The organism is Paenibacillus sp. FSL K6-2862 (assembly GCF_038005125.1).
GTDB classification, from domain to species: Bacteria; Bacillota; Bacilli; order Paenibacillales; family Paenibacillaceae; genus Paenibacillus; species Paenibacillus illinoisensis_A.
In genome coordinates, this window is sequence record NZ_JBBOSN010000001.1 from 4,942,192 (window position 1) to 4,958,134 (window position 15,943).

Here is a 15,943-nt window from a genome sequence, read left to right on the forward strand (position 1 = left end):
AAAAAAAGAAAATGCCAATAGTTATCGACATTTTCTTTCTTTTAGATTCTCTGCGGAATTGGTTTATTCCACTGTCAATTGTCCTTGTGCCAGAATGCTGTCCTTCACTACGGATGTTTTGGATCCTTTGATATTCACCAGGAAACTTGGTGCGAAGGTAGAATGATGATCTTCAAACATTCCTCGGTTGGTCATATAACTAGTGATCACTACGTTGTTGCCTTGAACCTGCGGAATAGCAAAATGTGCGTAAGTCCAGGTAACATCCTTAGGGTCCAGATCTTGATGCAATACAAGTCCAGTACCATTCAATGGTTTGTAAGGTCCTGTCAGAGAACCAGATACATATCCCAACATGTAGATATCTTCAGCATCAACGCCATCCAGAACCATTTTGGATCCTCTTGTATCCGTGAACAAATACCATTTTCCATTCAATTTAAAAATATTTGCGCGTTCAATTTCATCTGTTACCGTATTGGATGCAATCAGCGGCTTCATCACTTGTTTTAAGGTATAGTCGTCATTCAGTTCAATGATCCCCAAAGCGCCATTGGCTAAGGAAGCAAGCTTTTTATTAGGGCTTTGCAGCAATTTCTCCCTCTCGGCCTGGAAGAACTTCTTGCTTCCTTCGTAGAAGGCTCTGTTATTGAAAGCATCCTCGCCCTGGTAACCCGTCTCTGTTCCAGTATTGGCTTCAAAAACAAGGTATTTGTGACCCTTATCTTCAACGTAATGAGGATCTCTCAGCGTATGATTGTCGGAATAATCCCCACCGCTGAAAGCCTGCTCCACAGTTTGATACATTTTGCCGTCACCATCAAAGATCGACTTGAAATCTTCAACACCGTCCACCTTGAGCGTGTCCTCTGCATGTTCAGAGACATTGATTTGAGCAGTCGTCAGGGTTTGCTTGCCATAAAATCCGTTAGCCGGGTCCCAGCCATGACGATTGGTATAGAAGAGACGAATATGACCATCCGTAGTCAACGTAGAAGAGCCGGACCATTCCTCTTCCTGGTGGTTCAGAATGGGATCGTTCGGAACGTCCTTATCGGTGTTTTTGAACACTCTGCCTGCATTTTTCCAGGCATCAATGGATGTGTCTCCTGCTTTTTTGTAGAACATGTAGATGAATGTGTCTGAACCTCGATCCGGGTCCCCCGCCAGACCAAAAACGATTTGATAACCATGATAGTCAGCTACGGTACCATCCGCATTTTGCAGCGGCCAGGTATCCCACACATCCATGTCGATGACGTTACCCTTTTCATCATATCCTTTTGCAGAAGGAAGATTTTGAATCGTAGATGCGTCAAACTGAGGAACCTTGAATTGTGCTTTAATTTGTTCCGCAGGGATTTTCAGGGCGTCTGTGCGTGTAATATGCGAGAAACCATAACTCTCTTTGTAGTCTGTACTTTCTTTTGCAAAAGCCGAAACTGCCCCACCTGCCAATAGTGTTGTTGCAAACGTTACTGCTGTCACTCTTCTCACAATCTTCTGGAAATTCATTAGATGTATCCCTCTCTCTTGTCATTTTTTCCGGAAAACAGAAAAAGACCTAAAAATCGTTAGGGTATGGTGGATACACCGATCCCAACGGACTTTTAGGTCTTGCCTGCTTACCAGTAACAATCCCGACATATTCAACTGTCGATAACTATTCTATATGGTCGGATCAAAATTTGGCTATAGATCGAAACTCCCGATTCGGATCAAGGACCAGGGACTCAGTTTATCAAGCATCATAATCAATCCGAGGATGGATGAAGTCGATGATCTATCCGAATGATTTCCATGGCGATCACAACCAGCTGACTTTCGGTAAACGCATATCCATAATCCTCTTCAACCATTTCACCGATCTCGCGGGCCTGTGTATACGCTTCGGTAAAATTCATCTTTGCCATCGCCACAAGCTCAGGGTTAAGTTCATTGCGGAGTCTGCCTGATTCATCCGTTTGCAGCATATTCTCAAGCTGGGTCAAAAGTCGCTCATAGTTCGCAGACCGTCGATCCAGTACACCGGCAACTTGTCCTACACCTTCCGCGATATCCCTGATCATGGCCGTCTTTTCCGGAGCCTTATGGCGCATGCCCGCATTCTTCCAGGCCGTATGGATATGCATGGCAATATAACCAACCTCATCTTCCGGGATGACCACCTGCAATTTCTCGTAGATCAAACGCTTGGCATGAAGCCCAAGATGGAACTCTCTTGGATAGAGGATACGAATCTCCTCAAGCAGCGTATTCCGAATTTCGATTCCCTTGCCAATCCGCTCCAAGGCAAACGAGAGATGGTCTGCAAGAGCGATATGGATGTGCTCATGAAACGTAACACCCAATGCTTTCTCGGCGAAAGTAATGATCTGCTGGGTGACTGCAATTTCTTCTTCAGGCAGGGTCCCCAGCATTTCCTGAAGGTGGTTGTACTGCTTCGGATCAGTCATCACAAACACTTTTTCAACAAGGCTTGGGTCTACAACATCATTTTTTCCTTTTTGAAAAACAACACCCGGCCCCATGACAATTTTCTCTTCTCCATGATCGTTAACCACAGCGGCGTTATTGTTGAGTATTTTTTTGATCTTCATGTTAGTCTCCTATGCCTGTTCGTTAAGTTTATGAGCTTCTGATCGACCAACGCGATCCACACCGAGCAGCAAGGTAACGGTAAAAGCCGTAGCCAGAGCAAGCACAAAACCTATGAGATAATGCACAAGATTCATCAACCCGGGCTGTACGATAAAAGCGATCATCGGCAATCCGGTTAGCCCCAATGAATTGGCCACAACCTGATGAAAAGCGACATATGCTCCTCCGGCGGCTCCTCCGGCAGCAGCACCCAGAAAGGGACGCCCAAGTTTAAGATTAACACCATAGGTGACTGGCTCGGTGATACCGAACAGCGCCGTGATCGAAGCAGGCAATGCTATTTTCCTCAATGCTTCGTCCCGGGTTCTGACATATACCGCAAGACCGGCTCCTGCTTGCCCGATATTCGCCATGGACCAGATTGGAAGCAAGAAATTGAAGCCGATATCCGGATTGGAAATCAGTCCAACTTCTATAGCCTGAATCCCGTGATGAAGACCGGTGATCACAACGGAGCTGTAGATCCCTCCAAGCAGTAGCCCAAATAGCAAGCTCCCGTAGTTGAAGACGTGCTCCAGAATACTTCCCAGCGAGCGGCCCAGACCAAGGGCAAGGGGTTCAATAACCAGTACCGCAAGGCTGCCAGCAAGGCTAAAGCTTAAAAAGGGAACGAGAAGAACAGCTCCGGATGACGGGATCCATCGGCGTAGTCCTTTCTCTATTATCGTTAGCATAAACGCCGCTAGAACGGTTGGGATGATGGCTCCCTGATACCCGAATTGCGGTGATATGGGCACAGCTTGAGCAAAGGCTGGATTTCCACTAATATCGGTGAACGGGAGAATACCCGGATGAGTCATGACAATCCCCACAGCGGCACCAAGCGCAGGGGTTCCACCGAACCGCTTGGCCGTGTTGTATCCGAAGAGAACCGCCATCAACTGGAACGCAGAGCCCGTCAGCAGTGACAGAATCCGGAACCACGTTTGCCCTGGATCATCCCAGCCGAATGCCCTCGCAAGTCCCAAGAGACCCAGCAGCAGCCCTGACACGACGAAGAGCGGAATAATGGGCACAACGATATCAGAAAAAAATTGGAATGCGTCCATCAACCTGTGCAACAATGCTCGTGAATGAAGCCCCTTATCATTGGATGGTCTGCTGGTGGTAGACACGAACGGCAGTGGATAGGAATCCATATGATTTTCTTCGTGCAGCCGTGGTGTTATGGGTCCAATCGGGTCGTCTTCTTTCGGTATGGACGAAGCAGCTGACTGAAGCATGACATTCACCTGGCGATTAACCTTCGATACAAGAGCGGGACCCAGGATAATCTGCAGTTGTCCAGCACGAACGTGCACCCCTTGAATTTCCTGCATACCGTCAAGACGTTCTTGTTCCACCAGATCACTGTTCTGCAATCGGAGTCGAAGTCGTGTCGTACAATGGGTGCTTTCGATAATATTGTCCGTTCCTCCAGACCATTCAATAAGTTGCGTGGCCAATGCCCTTGCGGAACTACGCCCCTTTGTGACACTCAGGTCATCCTGCTGCATGGATGCTCCTCCCTGTTACTTAGCATTAAAAGGACATCGAAGGATCGATGTCTATCGTTGAAAGTTGATCTTCTACAAAAATAACAATTCCGTCATTTTTGGCAATATTACTATTGTGACCACTTCACTTTCCAAAATCAATGGTCAGTAAATACCACTACTCTGAGGACAATGGCTCATCTTGGCTTTGCAGTCAGTTCTAACAGATCGCCCCTTTTCTCCAAAATTCGAATATCCTCTAATGGAATCAATAGGTTATTTTTCAATAAAATCCTGATCGTTACGGGGAAGAGTAAGCAAAAAGAGCCCGCTTCGGAAGCAGACTCTTGATTTTGTAGCGATGATGGTGTACGTGGACTTGGGTACATGGACGCTAAGGTGCTCCGTTGAGGGAAACCCCTTCATATCAACGCCAATTTCGGCAATCAAGCATACTTACGGATATAACGAATGTAATCTTCAGCACTTTGGTTAATCTCTTCATCTGTAGCCTGAAATGATGCACCGAAGACGGCAAAATACGGTAATGCTATCCCACCCACATGATTGATGCTGGCTTTGAAAGGTGCAATCACCTCATCTACCGTAAAAGAGACGGAACCTTCTGGCGTGTAATTTTCTTTTTTATCACCAATGGACATGGCGAGGCTCAGCTTTTTCCCGTGCAGTTTATTGCCTGATGATCCATACGCCCACCCGTAGGTAAAAACATCATCAAACCACTTTTTGAGCAAAGGCGGATAGCTGTACCAATATAGCGGAAACTGCAGGATGATATGATCATATGCTTCGAGCAGCTTCTGTTCGCTGGAAACATCGATATTCCAATCAGGATATGCTTGGTAGATCTCATGAATTGTAATATCAGTTGCATGCTGTTCAAGCTCTTCTTTCCATCGCCGATTGACTCTTGAGCCGTCAATATTCGGATGTGCCAGGATCACGAGTGTTTTCATTGTTGTACTTCCTTTCTTGGTTCAGGCTAACCCTTTTGTTTGAATAACGCCATTATCATATAGGCCTGACAAAAAGAAAATACACACAATAAAGTAAGATGGTTACATCGAGGTGTGTATGGACTTCATCAGCAAAGTTGTGAGAAAATGAACAGTTATACCGCATCAACAAGATGTAACCTGAACGAGGTGAACGGTCATGAAACAATATAATCTGGGAATTGAAGCAACACTCGAGATTATCGGTGGCAAGTGGAAAGCGCTAATTGTATGCTTATTAATGTCAGGTGTGAAAAGGACAAGCGAGCTGCAGCGCAGTATCGACGGCATTTCACAGAAGGTCCTGATCCAACAATTACGTGAGCTGGAGAGGGACGGCCTTGTCAGAAGACATGTGTATCAACAGATGCCGCCAAAAGTCGAATACAGTCTTACGGAATATGGAGTTACTGCCAACAAGATTGTGGATGTGATGTGTGCATGGGGACGGGAAAATATAGCATTAAGACAGCAGCAGGGAGAAGAAATTATACTTATGGAAAATAAAGAGTCTGTTCTTGACTCGCTACCCCTTGATTCGATAATTGAAAAGAAGGAGAACTTGAAATGAAAAACTATCTCGTATTTGGCGCAAGCAAAGGACTTGGAGATGCCTTCGTCAGAGGTGTCCCCGAGCAGGGAGACAAGGTCTGGGTCATCTCTCGCAGCAGACCTGACAATTTGAACCTGAATGACGGCGTTGAACGCATATGGATACAGGCGGATCTGTCTGATCTCCATGCAGCCCAAGTGATCACAGACGCCCTCCAGCACGAAACACTGGATGTTCTCATATACAATGTAGGCATTTGGGAAAAGGAAGGGTTCGAGGATCACTACACGTTTGACCAGGACACTCCGGCTGATATCTCGAATCTGATTCATGTAAATATAACTTCGGCGATTGTATGTATCCAGGCATTACTGCCCCATCTCCGGCAATCGACAGCCGGCAAAATCATTCTGATTGGCTCGACAGCAGGTCTGAACAATTCGAATAACACTCAAGTTTCATTTGTAGCTTCCAAGTTCGCCATTCGTGGAATTACGGAGGCCTTGCGGGAGCACACGAGACACGATGGCATTGCCGTAACATGCATTAACCCGGGGGAGCTTGCAGGTGAAATACCTTATGAAGAGGGAAGTGAGCGTGCACTAGCTGAATATAATGGCACACGTATCCCCCTCCAGGATATGGTTTCCATCGTCAAATGCATTGTGAACCTGTCCAAGGCAGCCTGCGTAAAAGAAATCAATATCCCAGCGATAACGGATACAAATGCATAATAGATACTTGATGGAATACTTTGTTGGAGTCCCCATCTAACTATGGAGGATCCCTTAACGAACAGGTAATAACAAACGGATTCAATACAGTAAAAAGCCCGTTATTTAACGGGCTTTTTACCTTTTTATTATGAAATACAATTTCGATCTGACAAATCACTTCGAAGCTGCCATCGTCAGCTGCTCCACCAGTGCCCGCAGCGAATAATCGGAGGTTGAACACAGCTGTATGCTCCCGGCCTGCTGCGGCAGAGCGAGGTCATCATACGGATTGCGCAGTACCAGATTCAGTAGGGGCTTAACTGAAGCCAGTGCCTGGGCGAGCACCAGCTGACCTGTGAACAGATGAGCATTAAGCGTGCCCTGGATCACAACATCCGCACCAGCAGTCTGCTGTACGAGTGACGTGATCTCGTCCGCATCCGGCCTCATAGAACAGTGGTGCGTCACCACCGTTATTCCTGCATCCTTCAAAAGTGATGCCAGTCTGATCTCGGCTGCACCGCTATTATCGGCCTGCGTCAGCTGCTCCTGCTTCGGCAGAATCAGCAAATAATTCAGCGAAGTCCTGAGCGGAAGCAATCGTTGTGGATCTCGGGTGACTTTCACGGTTTTACGAGCCAGATTCAGTGCCTCCTCATCCCACTCCTCTCTCGGAATAGGCTGGGCAGACGCTTGGTATTGTTGGAATTTACCGTATAGCTGCTGGATCCGATGAACAGACTCATCAATTCGCGCCTCGTCGATCCGCCCGTCCTGCACGGCTGCCAGAATACCCGCAATAACCCGGCTCTGATACTCAGGGGTGTGACACATTAGAATCATATCGTTTCCCGCCTGTACGGCAAGGACGCCTACTTCATCCGGACTGAAATGATTACGGATCGCTCCCATCTCAATATCATCAGTGCAGATTACACCTTCAAATCCCAGCTTGGTACGCAGCAGTTCTGAGGCAAAAAAAGAACTGAGCGAAGCTGGGAGCCCAGCGGATTCCGGAATGTTGGGAAACACCAGATGTCCCATCATGATTGAATCTGCTCCAGCATCGATTGCCTCCATGAAGGGGAGCAGCGGCCCCTCCATCAATTGCTCAAGCGTTAGCTCACACGCGGGCAGGACCACATGCGAATCCCCGCTTACTTGGCCGTGACCCGGAAAGTGCTTTGCCGTCACAGCCACACCTGCTTCATGCATCCCCTGGATGTAGGCCCGGCCAAATTGAGCTACCAGCCCTGGATCCTCTCCGAAAGAACGGACACCGACGACGGGATTATCCACATTGGTGTTCACATCCAGTACAGGTGCCCAGTTCATCGGAATCCCCAGCGCATTCAACTGACTGCCGATGAATTTACCGAGCAGATAGGCTGTTTCGGGGACTTCGCTTAACCCCACTGCCCGGTTACCCGGGATATAGGGAAAGAAGGTTTTGAACTTGGACAGGGTGCCTCCTTCTTCATCTACCGAAATATAATAAGGCAACGAGCTGCCAAACTCTCCGGCTATCTTCTGCACTTCTTCGAGTAGTGCCAGCGTCTGCTGCTCACTCTCAACATTATGGGGAAAGATGCCGATTCCGCCAAACCGCTGCTGCGACATTCTCTCCCGAAATTCCGGTTCGGCACAGATCGATGGCGTACCAACCACACACATCATGGCTATTTTATCTTCCAGACTCATCGCCTTCGGTTCAGATTCCGCATAGGTCGCATCCAGTCCCAATTCATGATAAAGTGTACGCTCCAGATAGTCGTGCAGATAGAACCTCGACTTCACAAAATGCTCCGCCATATCTGAAGGCTGGTAACGTTCCAGCGCTGCCTTCATGCGAGGCAGAACCTTCTCGCGTCCGCGGCGGTTTCTCGTGTAATTATTCTGCAGGGAGCGCCACTCTGCATCATCTCCAGGATACAGCTCCCAGCGATAGGCATACTTGTGGATCGCTCGCGAACGGTCTGTCGCTACCTCAAAATCATGCATGATGGCCACCAGTTCGGCTTCTTCCTTATGCTCCTGCACCTCGTCCAGCAGCTTCCAGATGATCTCATAATAGTCCTCCAACTGATAAAGGCCGAGGCACGTATGCCCGGTAACCGGATCAATGCCATGAAACCGTTCCAGGAATCGGTCTATAAAGGTGGAGGCATCTGCCTTACGATTCCAGGCCAGGTCCGCATGCAGCAGCATGGGGTACCACGTCGTTTCAAAAATGCCATACGGAACACCGAGGCTGAACGGCCCCGTCCAGTTGGTAGCAACAATACAGTCAAGATCCAGCTTGCCGGCTGTTTCAGCCCACTGAAGCAAGTTGTCCGTGCGGTTCGATAATACCGGATAGTTCTGATGTTCGGCCCAGTCAAAGCTTCGAACGGCCGGAGCTCCCATGACTTCAATGCCCAGCGATCTGAATTTGTCCGTATGCGAAGTCACCTCTGCCTCAATATTGCGTCCATTATAAATCCAGATCATAGCTGCACTTCGCTGATCCAGCTTAGCGAGTTCTTCCGGCGAACATTTGTCGAGCATGTCATGCCAGAAAATTGGCTGTTTCCCCCGCTCTGCCGTATAGGCGATTAACTGGTTCAAAAAGGCGATAAAGGCTCGTTCCCGTACACCTTCATATTCAACTTGACAGCGTACACATTCACATAGGCTGTAGACCTCGTCACAACCCAGATGGATATATCGCGATTCCGGGTGGGCGTCGATCATCTCCCCAAGCAGTGTGGTAATCAACCCGAAGGACTCCGGGTGCGACGGACAAATTTCCCCGGTGGACTGCTCTGTTTCGCGGAGGTGCCGCCAGGCTTCGTGGCGCAGTACATACTCCAGGTGTCCGAAGCTCTGCTGAAGCGGAATAATCTCGATAAAATGTTCATGAGCAGTACGCTTCAGTTCTTCAAGCTGCGACAGGCTTAGTGCATGTTTGGGATGTGCAAGCTCTGGGTGTGTTCGAAATGGAAATTTATCCTCATATTCAATCAGCACGGCATTCGTCTTATATTTTGCAAACTCTCCCAAATATTCGATCAGCAGCTCCGGCTTCGAGAACGTCTGGCGTAAATCCAGATTCATTGCCCGCACAGCCGTATCCGGCCAGTCGGATATCAACACGGAAGGGATGTCTCCATCTGAGCCACGCAGTTGAACCAAGGTCTGCAATCCGTAAAATAGACCCGCAGCATCCAGCGCCCAGACCTCCGCTCTACGGCTCGAAACCTCTACCGTGTAACTTTGCGGCCTCCCCGCGAGATAAGCCCATTTTTCTTCCCTTTTTGCATTGTCTGAATGGACATCAGGGAGAAGTGAGCTCTTCTCCTGTTCTCCCTTGACTTCATCAATAGTCTGCTCGTTGATCTTAGGGTCATGGTCTAGCTGCTGTGGTTCTTGCCCTACGTAACGTTCTACAACAAGCCAATAACCTTGATCTATTTTTGAGGACGTATATTGAAGTCCCGGAAATGCCTGGCGGCAATGAATTGCGAGCCGAGGATCCTCCAGCTCCATATACATGCTTATCCTCGCCTTGTCATCCAGCCGTAAGGGGCCTTCCTGAATTGCTGTAAACTGCTTCGGTTGCGGTATCAAGCTCTGCATCGCTCTCCTCCTATTCGTTACCCTGTGGCCGCAGTCGGCCATTCTTCCAGCATTGCAGCATGCTCAGCTTCCCATCGTTCATGTTGAAGCTGACCAGATCCGCAGGGGCTCCTGCCTCAAGTCCGGCAGCCTGTTGAAGACCAAGCAGCTTCGCCGGATGCGCCGAAGCACAGTCCCAGGCATCGGCAAGTCCGGCAAGTCCTTTTTCCACGAGATAGCTCACCTGATCCAGCAGCATCCTTGCCGAGCCGGCCAGCAGCTGCGGCTGCCCGGCAAGGTGCAGCCGCCCTTCTGCTGTCAACACCACGTCGCCGCCGATGTGCAGACGGTAAGAACCTGGTGGCATGCCGCTCAGTGAGACGGCATCGCTAACGAGAATGGCCCGTTTGCGCTTCATTCGGAGAATGACAGACAGCACGGATGGCGGAAGATGATGGCCATCTGCAATCATGCAGCCATACAGCTCATCTGCTGCGAGCTGCTCCCACAGGTAGTTGGGATGGCGCGGAAGCATCAGATGCGCACCATTGCCAAGATGGGTGGACATGACAGCCCCCGCCTGGACAGCTTCCCGAATCTGCTCAGGCGAAGCCGCCGTATGCCCAATCGAGACAAGAATGCCAGATTCACAGCACCGGGCGATAAATGAAGCTGCACCCGGCCATTCCGGGGAAAGGGTCACGATACGGATTAGCCCGCCTGCTGCCTCCTGCCAGCGGCACAAGGCATCCCAGTCCGGGGGAACGATATGCTGCCGCGGATGTGCACCGCGCGGTCCGTCCTCCGGTGACAGGAACGGGCCTTCCAGATGAATGCCCGCTATGCCCGCGGCCGCATCCGCGTTTACCCGAACAGCTTCTGCAATAGCGGATGCAGATTCAGCGAGGCGATCATAACGGTTTGTAATCAGTGTAGGGCAATAACTCGTGACTCCTTGACTCCGCAGCAGCGTGGTCAGCTTCAGCACCGTATCCGGGCACAGCGGAGCCGCATTCAGATCCAGACCCCAGCCGCCGTTCACCTGCAAATCAACCAGACCGGGGGCAAGCCAGGGAAGATGTTCCGGGGAAGATGTCAGAGCAAGATCAGTAACGGCAGCAATCTTCCCCTCTCTGACTCGGACCTCAATGGGCAGCCCCGTCCGGTAGTGTCTACCAACAATGGGCACGCTCACAGGCCGAAGGCTTCCCGGTCCGTAAACATCGTAATACCGGGATGTGTACGCAGGATCGTAGCCGGACATGCCGTGCTTATCGGATCATGTAAAGCCGACTTGAGCGCCCGACGTTTCGACGCGCCTGGAACAATGGCGAACAGTTTCTTGCCTGCCATCAACGCCGGCACCGTCAGAGTCAGAGCCTCTTCAGGTACATCATCCAACTGGGCAAAACAGCCATCGTTTACCTGCTGACGGCGGCAGGCCTCATCCAGCTTCGCCACTTTTACAGGCACCGGGTCATTAAAATCCGCAACAGGTGGATCATTAAAGGCAATATGTCCATTCTCTCCGATCCCAAGACAGATGATATCAATAGGAGCAGTATGGAGCAGCTCTCCATATCTTCTGCACTCCTGCTCCACATCGCCCAGTCCGTTCAGCAGTTCCACCCGCCCCGGATGAATTCGGCTGAACAGACGTTCCGTCAGATATCGGCCGAAACGCTGCGGAGCCTCATCCGGTAAACCAATGTACTCATCCATGTGAAAAGCACAAACCCTTGACCAGTCAATGTCCTGCTCCCGCACCAGTCCCTCATATAATTCGTTCTGTGAAGGCGCTGCAGCGAAGACGATACGGACCTGGCGCTCGGAATCCTGCAGCAGCTGTCTTAATTGATGCCCAACCGCGGCTGCTGCAGCTGCCCCCATCTGGTCCCGATTGGCATAGATCTGTACAGACATTCGATCGACGACTTGAGTTTCCAGTGGCAGTATTAAGCCATTTGCTTTCATGCTTCTTATCCTCCTTCAGACGGCTGCTCACCCGATTCTTCATGACCCGAATTCTGCATCAGCAGTGTCGCATGAGACAGATCATGCCTGCTTGCATAGTAATAACCGTTATAACGGATTCGGCGAGGTTCAAAACCAACCTGTCTTCCCGGGATCACCGCTTCCGAGCCAAGCGTGACATTTCCATCTGCTCCAGTGATGCCGCTGGTATACCGTCCTGCTGAATACGTAAACCTTCCCTCTACCTTCGCACCCGTTAGTACCGCACCAGTAACGTAATCCCTGACCTTCAGGGTGACGGATACTGCTGATCCGCTATACACCAGATTCATGTCAGAGACAATTAGAGGCTTCAGCGTGGTGCTTGCCGTCGTAGCCGAGACTTCATCCGTGAGTGGTCCGATGTTGCCCTGCAAGTCGCGGGCTGCAATGCGGTAGTAATACGTCGTATCCGGCAGCAGTCCCTTATCCTGGTAGTTCAGGCCCCGGGCGAGTCCGGCGATATCTGAAGCAGCAGGCATGAAGCCTTGAACCGTACTCCGATAGATCAAATAGCGCTCCACTTCCATGTTATCCGAAGCCATTCCATAATTCAGTTGTATGGTCTGATAACTGGTGGCTTCGATGGAGGGGATTCCAGCAAGGGCCGAAGGGGCCTCCTGATCATCCGGAGCTATCCAATGTGTGCCGCCAGGTCCCCAGTACGAAGGCAGCGCCCGGTAGGAATCATAGTGATGGACGGCAATGCCGCCGAAGGCGCTGTTCTGCCCGTATGCTGTATAGACCTTATCCAGTTCGGCTTCCATATGGCTCCGGCCTTCTTCCCAGAACGTGATTGTCTCGGGATCGCCGCTATTCGCGATATCCAGCGTCTCCACCCCAATCACCACCGAATTCGGCTTGTCGATCTGGTCTGCGTAAGCTAGTTCTCCAGCAGCCCCGGCAATAATGCCAGCGGAGCCATCCGCCGTATCCCGGTAATCCATGATGGAGATGTAGTCAGAGATATCCTGAACATGCTCGGAGAGCCACTTGCTGGAGCCATTCCAGACAATATTTGCACCCTGATCAGACGTGTCATACCACTTGGGCACAGCTGGGCCGAACGGCAGCCGGATACCCGCCATATCCCGGCGATCAATCATTTTTTGCAAGACATCCAGGTATTCCTGCTGCAGGAATCGGCTCGGATCTCTGAAGTCGGGGGAAATGTAAGGCTCAATATCCACATTGATGCCGTCGAACTTCTCCGCATCAGCTGCTGCAAGATTGTAATTGATGACCTGCTCCATTTCCCTTACTGCATGACTATGATATTTCTCGTATGCGCCCATGTAGGCGGGAGAAGTGCCTCCAGCAATGAGAGCATGCACCTGCAGATTTTTGCTATGAGCCCAGCTCAGGAACGAACGCAGTTCATCCACCTGTTCTTCCAGCGCATTGTACCCCGCATATTTGCCCACAGCGAGATACAGCGTCTGGACTGGCTCTTGCCCGAATGTCTGTGTATCCGTAATGAATGACTCCAGCACCTGGCGCGAACCGGGATTCAAAAGCAGCTTGTAGCTTTCCGGTTCCCATATCCACATGGCCCGGTCCTGATTGGGCAGAGGGACAGCCGGTTCGTTCGTCCCGTTTCCAACCTGTGCATATATGGTTGGACTATAGCCGTATCGTTCCGGTGCATTGGTTGCTCTGGCTTCCAGACTGACGGTTCGATCGCCCATTCCCGCTGTGTCCCACACGAATACGTACGCCGTACCTTGCTCGGTTGCCTGCTGCCAAGGCCCTCGATCTACCCTCACCTCTACCATTGAGACTGGAATGGGCGAGCTGGTCTCGATGGTAACCTCTACCTGACCGCTTAAAGGCACACCTTCGGATGGTCCTGTGATTGTGACGACTGGGACAGCCCCTGCCGGATTATCAACCGTAAGGGTGGCGGGAGCGCCCCATACCCCGTAACGGGTGGACGTATCCAGCCCGCGGACCACCAGTTCAACTGTCCCGTTATAGCTTGAGGTATCCAGCATGTAAGACCAAGTGCCGCTGTCATCCCCATCGGGATCATTCAACAGCACTTCGTATTGGGACGTACCGTTGACATAGAGCCGAATGTCATACAGGTCGGTATAACTGCCTCCAATCTCTACCATCCCTCCGGCCGACACATAACCACCTCCAGGTACGTCCAGCGAGATGGAACCGGCTGCTCCCGCCTTACCAGGGAAGGGTAATCCAACGAACACCATACCTATCAACAAAACCATGGCTAGCCTGAATCCGGAGTACACACGCAGGTGCTGCTTTTTCATAAGCGAAGCCTCCTTTTGCCATTCTGTACTAATGGTCTAGGATTCCTGGGCCGTATATTCGCTCATTTCGCGCTCAACTGAATATTCAGAACGCGGTCATACGCTTCCTTATAGGTGCTCAGCAGCTGATCTACACCAAGATTGTTAATCTCCTCTACATACTTCTCCCAATCCGCCAGACTGCGAGAGCCGGTCACGAATTTGGCAAAGCTCTCATCGCGGTGCTTTTTGATCGCCTGCCCAGTAATGGAGATGATTTCATTTTCACCCTCAGTAAACGCAGGTCTTGGCTGCATGGCAGAAGGATCATACTTCACCGCTTCTTCATAAGCGTTCTTCAGGGCATCCGAGAACAGAGACAGATGAGCATTAAAATCAATCCAGGTATAGGTTCCGCTGGTCTGCAGCCCTGTCTGCTTACGCATTTCAATGACATCGTTATACTCCGGCTTGAACTTGATCGTATCTCCTTCCTTTACATATGTCTCGCCCTCTACTCCCCAGCTGCTGAACGTTCGCCCTTCCTCGGAATAGAAGAAGTCCATGTACTTCATGATATCGTCAATGTTTTTGGAGGTGGACGCTACTGTTAACCCGCCCTCCATATAATGAAAATACGGATTCAGCTGCTTGCCCCCGGCAATGCCGGCTGGTGGTGCCATGAACTGCATATTGAACTCGGGATTCTCCGGCTGCATGGCATTGTTAAAGAAATCAATTCGGCTGATATAATCGATGGTCACGAACGATTTGCCTGTGGAGACCATATCCTGCCACTGCTTCGTTTGCAGCGATAAGAAATCAGGGGGAACCAGTCCTTCGTCGTAGAAACTTTTCCACATGCCTACCATGGATTTATAATTGTCTTCGGTCGGTCCATAACGCCATTCTTTCTGGTCAAAATCGTAGTAGGCGCCTTCTCCTGTCCCATAATTCACCGTCATATTGGCATTCATCTCATCCGGAATCTGTCCGTAGCGGATGGAGAGAGGATAACTGTCCGGATATTTCTCCTTCAGCTTCTTCAGGGCTGCATGCAGCTCTTCATAGGTCGTTGGAACCTGAATGCCTTCCTTGTCGAAAACGTCCTTGCGATACATCCAGATCATGCGGTTTGTCTCACCGAAGCCCTGATTGGGGAACATATACATCTTGCCGTCGGCAGAGAGTGCCGCCTTCGCTTCCTCGGGATATTGTTTCATCCATGCCTGCAGGTTCGGCATGTTGTCCATATGCTCCATCAGATCAACCAGTGCGCCCTGCTGTCCAAACTTGTTTGATTCTTTGCGATTGGGCATATACATCAGATCAGGCAGCGTTTTGGAGGCAATCGCCAGATTCAGGCTTTCATCCAGCTTGCCGGAGGGTGTCTGCACTTCAAGTGTGACACCGGTCTTCTCCTTCAACCAATCCCAAACGGGCCAGCTCTTGGAGTAAGGGAACGTGGCATTGTTATCCAGGAGTGCGGTAAACGTCTTTCCCGTTCCTGTAGGATTATTCTTTACACCGTCTCCCCCCTGAGCATCCGGCTGCGAGCCGGAACCATTGCCGCCTCCACTGCACCCCGCTACCATCGTTACAGCAATCAACAGCGGAAGAATTACCGATTTCCATTTGCCCATACACTTCTCTCCCT

The 15,943-nt window shown here is 50.4% G+C and carries 11 protein-coding genes; 2 read left to right on the forward strand and 9 right to left on the reverse strand.

Going from position 1 to position 15,943, the window contains the following annotated elements; all coding sequences use genetic code 11:
* Positions 1 to 63: 63 nt before the first annotated feature.
* The 4 genes from MHB82_RS22345 to MHB82_RS22360 form a co-directional block, all read right to left on the reverse strand.
* Positions 64 to 1,515: a glycoside hydrolase family 68 protein gene (locus tag MHB82_RS22345; RefSeq protein WP_341175851.1), complete on the reverse strand. Its 1,452-nt coding sequence runs from the start codon at positions 1,513 to 1,515 to the stop codon at positions 64 to 66.
* A 239-nt stretch (positions 1,516 to 1,754) separates the two neighbouring features.
* The gene (locus MHB82_RS22350) at positions 1,755 to 2,600 is read right to left on the reverse strand and encodes a transcription antiterminator (RefSeq protein WP_341175852.1); all 846 of its coding nucleotides are present in this window, start codon (positions 2,598 to 2,600) and stop codon (positions 1,755 to 1,757) included.
* Between the two features lie 9 nt (positions 2,601 to 2,609).
* The gene (locus MHB82_RS22355; RefSeq protein WP_341175853.1) at positions 2,610 to 4,157 is read right to left on the reverse strand and encodes a PTS transporter subunit EIIC; all 1,548 of its coding nucleotides are present in this window, start codon (positions 4,155 to 4,157) and stop codon (positions 2,610 to 2,612) included.
* A 425-nt stretch (positions 4,158 to 4,582) separates the two neighbouring features.
* A complete protein-coding gene (locus MHB82_RS22360) occupies positions 4,583 to 5,113 on the reverse strand; it encodes an NAD(P)H-dependent oxidoreductase (protein WP_341175854.1) in 531 nt (176 codons plus the stop codon).
* 199 nt (positions 5,114 to 5,312) lie between these two features.
* On the opposite strand from MHB82_RS22360, the gene MHB82_RS22365 reads away from it, so the two are divergent.
* Together MHB82_RS22365 and MHB82_RS22370 are read left to right on the forward strand one after the other, a co-directional pair.
* A complete protein-coding gene (locus tag MHB82_RS22365) occupies positions 5,313 to 5,723 on the forward strand; it encodes a winged helix-turn-helix transcriptional regulator (protein ID WP_341175855.1) in 411 nt (136 codons plus the stop codon).
* Positions 5,720 to 6,439: an SDR family NAD(P)-dependent oxidoreductase gene (locus tag MHB82_RS22370; protein WP_341175856.1), complete on the forward strand. Its 720-nt coding sequence runs from the start codon at positions 5,720 to 5,722 to the stop codon at positions 6,437 to 6,439. The genes MHB82_RS22365 and MHB82_RS22370 overlap by 4 nt, the downstream gene beginning before the upstream one ends.
* A 156-nt stretch (positions 6,440 to 6,595) precedes the next feature.
* On the opposite strand, the gene MHB82_RS22375 is transcribed toward MHB82_RS22370, so the two are convergent.
* The 5 genes from MHB82_RS22375 to MHB82_RS22395 form a co-directional block, all read right to left on the reverse strand.
* The gene (locus MHB82_RS22375) at positions 6,596 to 10,039 is read right to left on the reverse strand and encodes a glycoside hydrolase family 3 N-terminal domain-containing protein (protein WP_341175857.1); all 3,444 of its coding nucleotides are present in this window, start codon (positions 10,037 to 10,039) and stop codon (positions 6,596 to 6,598) included.
* Positions 10,040 to 10,049: 10 nt separating this feature from the next.
* Positions 10,050 to 11,213: an N-acetylglucosamine-6-phosphate deacetylase gene (locus MHB82_RS22380; RefSeq protein WP_341175858.1), complete on the reverse strand. Its 1,164-nt coding sequence runs from the start codon at positions 11,211 to 11,213 to the stop codon at positions 10,050 to 10,052.
* Positions 11,210 to 11,992, reverse strand: coding sequence for a glucosamine-6-phosphate deaminase (locus MHB82_RS22385; RefSeq protein WP_341175859.1), 783 nt, complete (start codon positions 11,990 to 11,992; stop codon positions 11,210 to 11,212). The genes MHB82_RS22380 and MHB82_RS22385 overlap by 4 nt, the downstream gene beginning before the upstream one ends.
* A gap of 5 nt (positions 11,993 to 11,997) precedes the next feature.
* The gene (locus tag MHB82_RS22390; RefSeq protein WP_341175860.1) at positions 11,998 to 14,307 is read right to left on the reverse strand and encodes an Ig-like domain-containing protein; all 2,310 of its coding nucleotides are present in this window, start codon (positions 14,305 to 14,307) and stop codon (positions 11,998 to 12,000) included.
* A 62-nt stretch (positions 14,308 to 14,369) separates the two neighbouring features.
* Positions 14,370 to 15,929 carry an extracellular solute-binding protein gene (locus tag MHB82_RS22395; protein ID WP_341175861.1) on the reverse strand — a complete coding sequence of 520 codons (1,560 nt, stop codon included), beginning with the start codon at positions 15,927 to 15,929 and terminating at the stop codon, positions 14,370 to 14,372.
* Positions 15,930 to 15,943 lie beyond the last annotated feature (14 nt).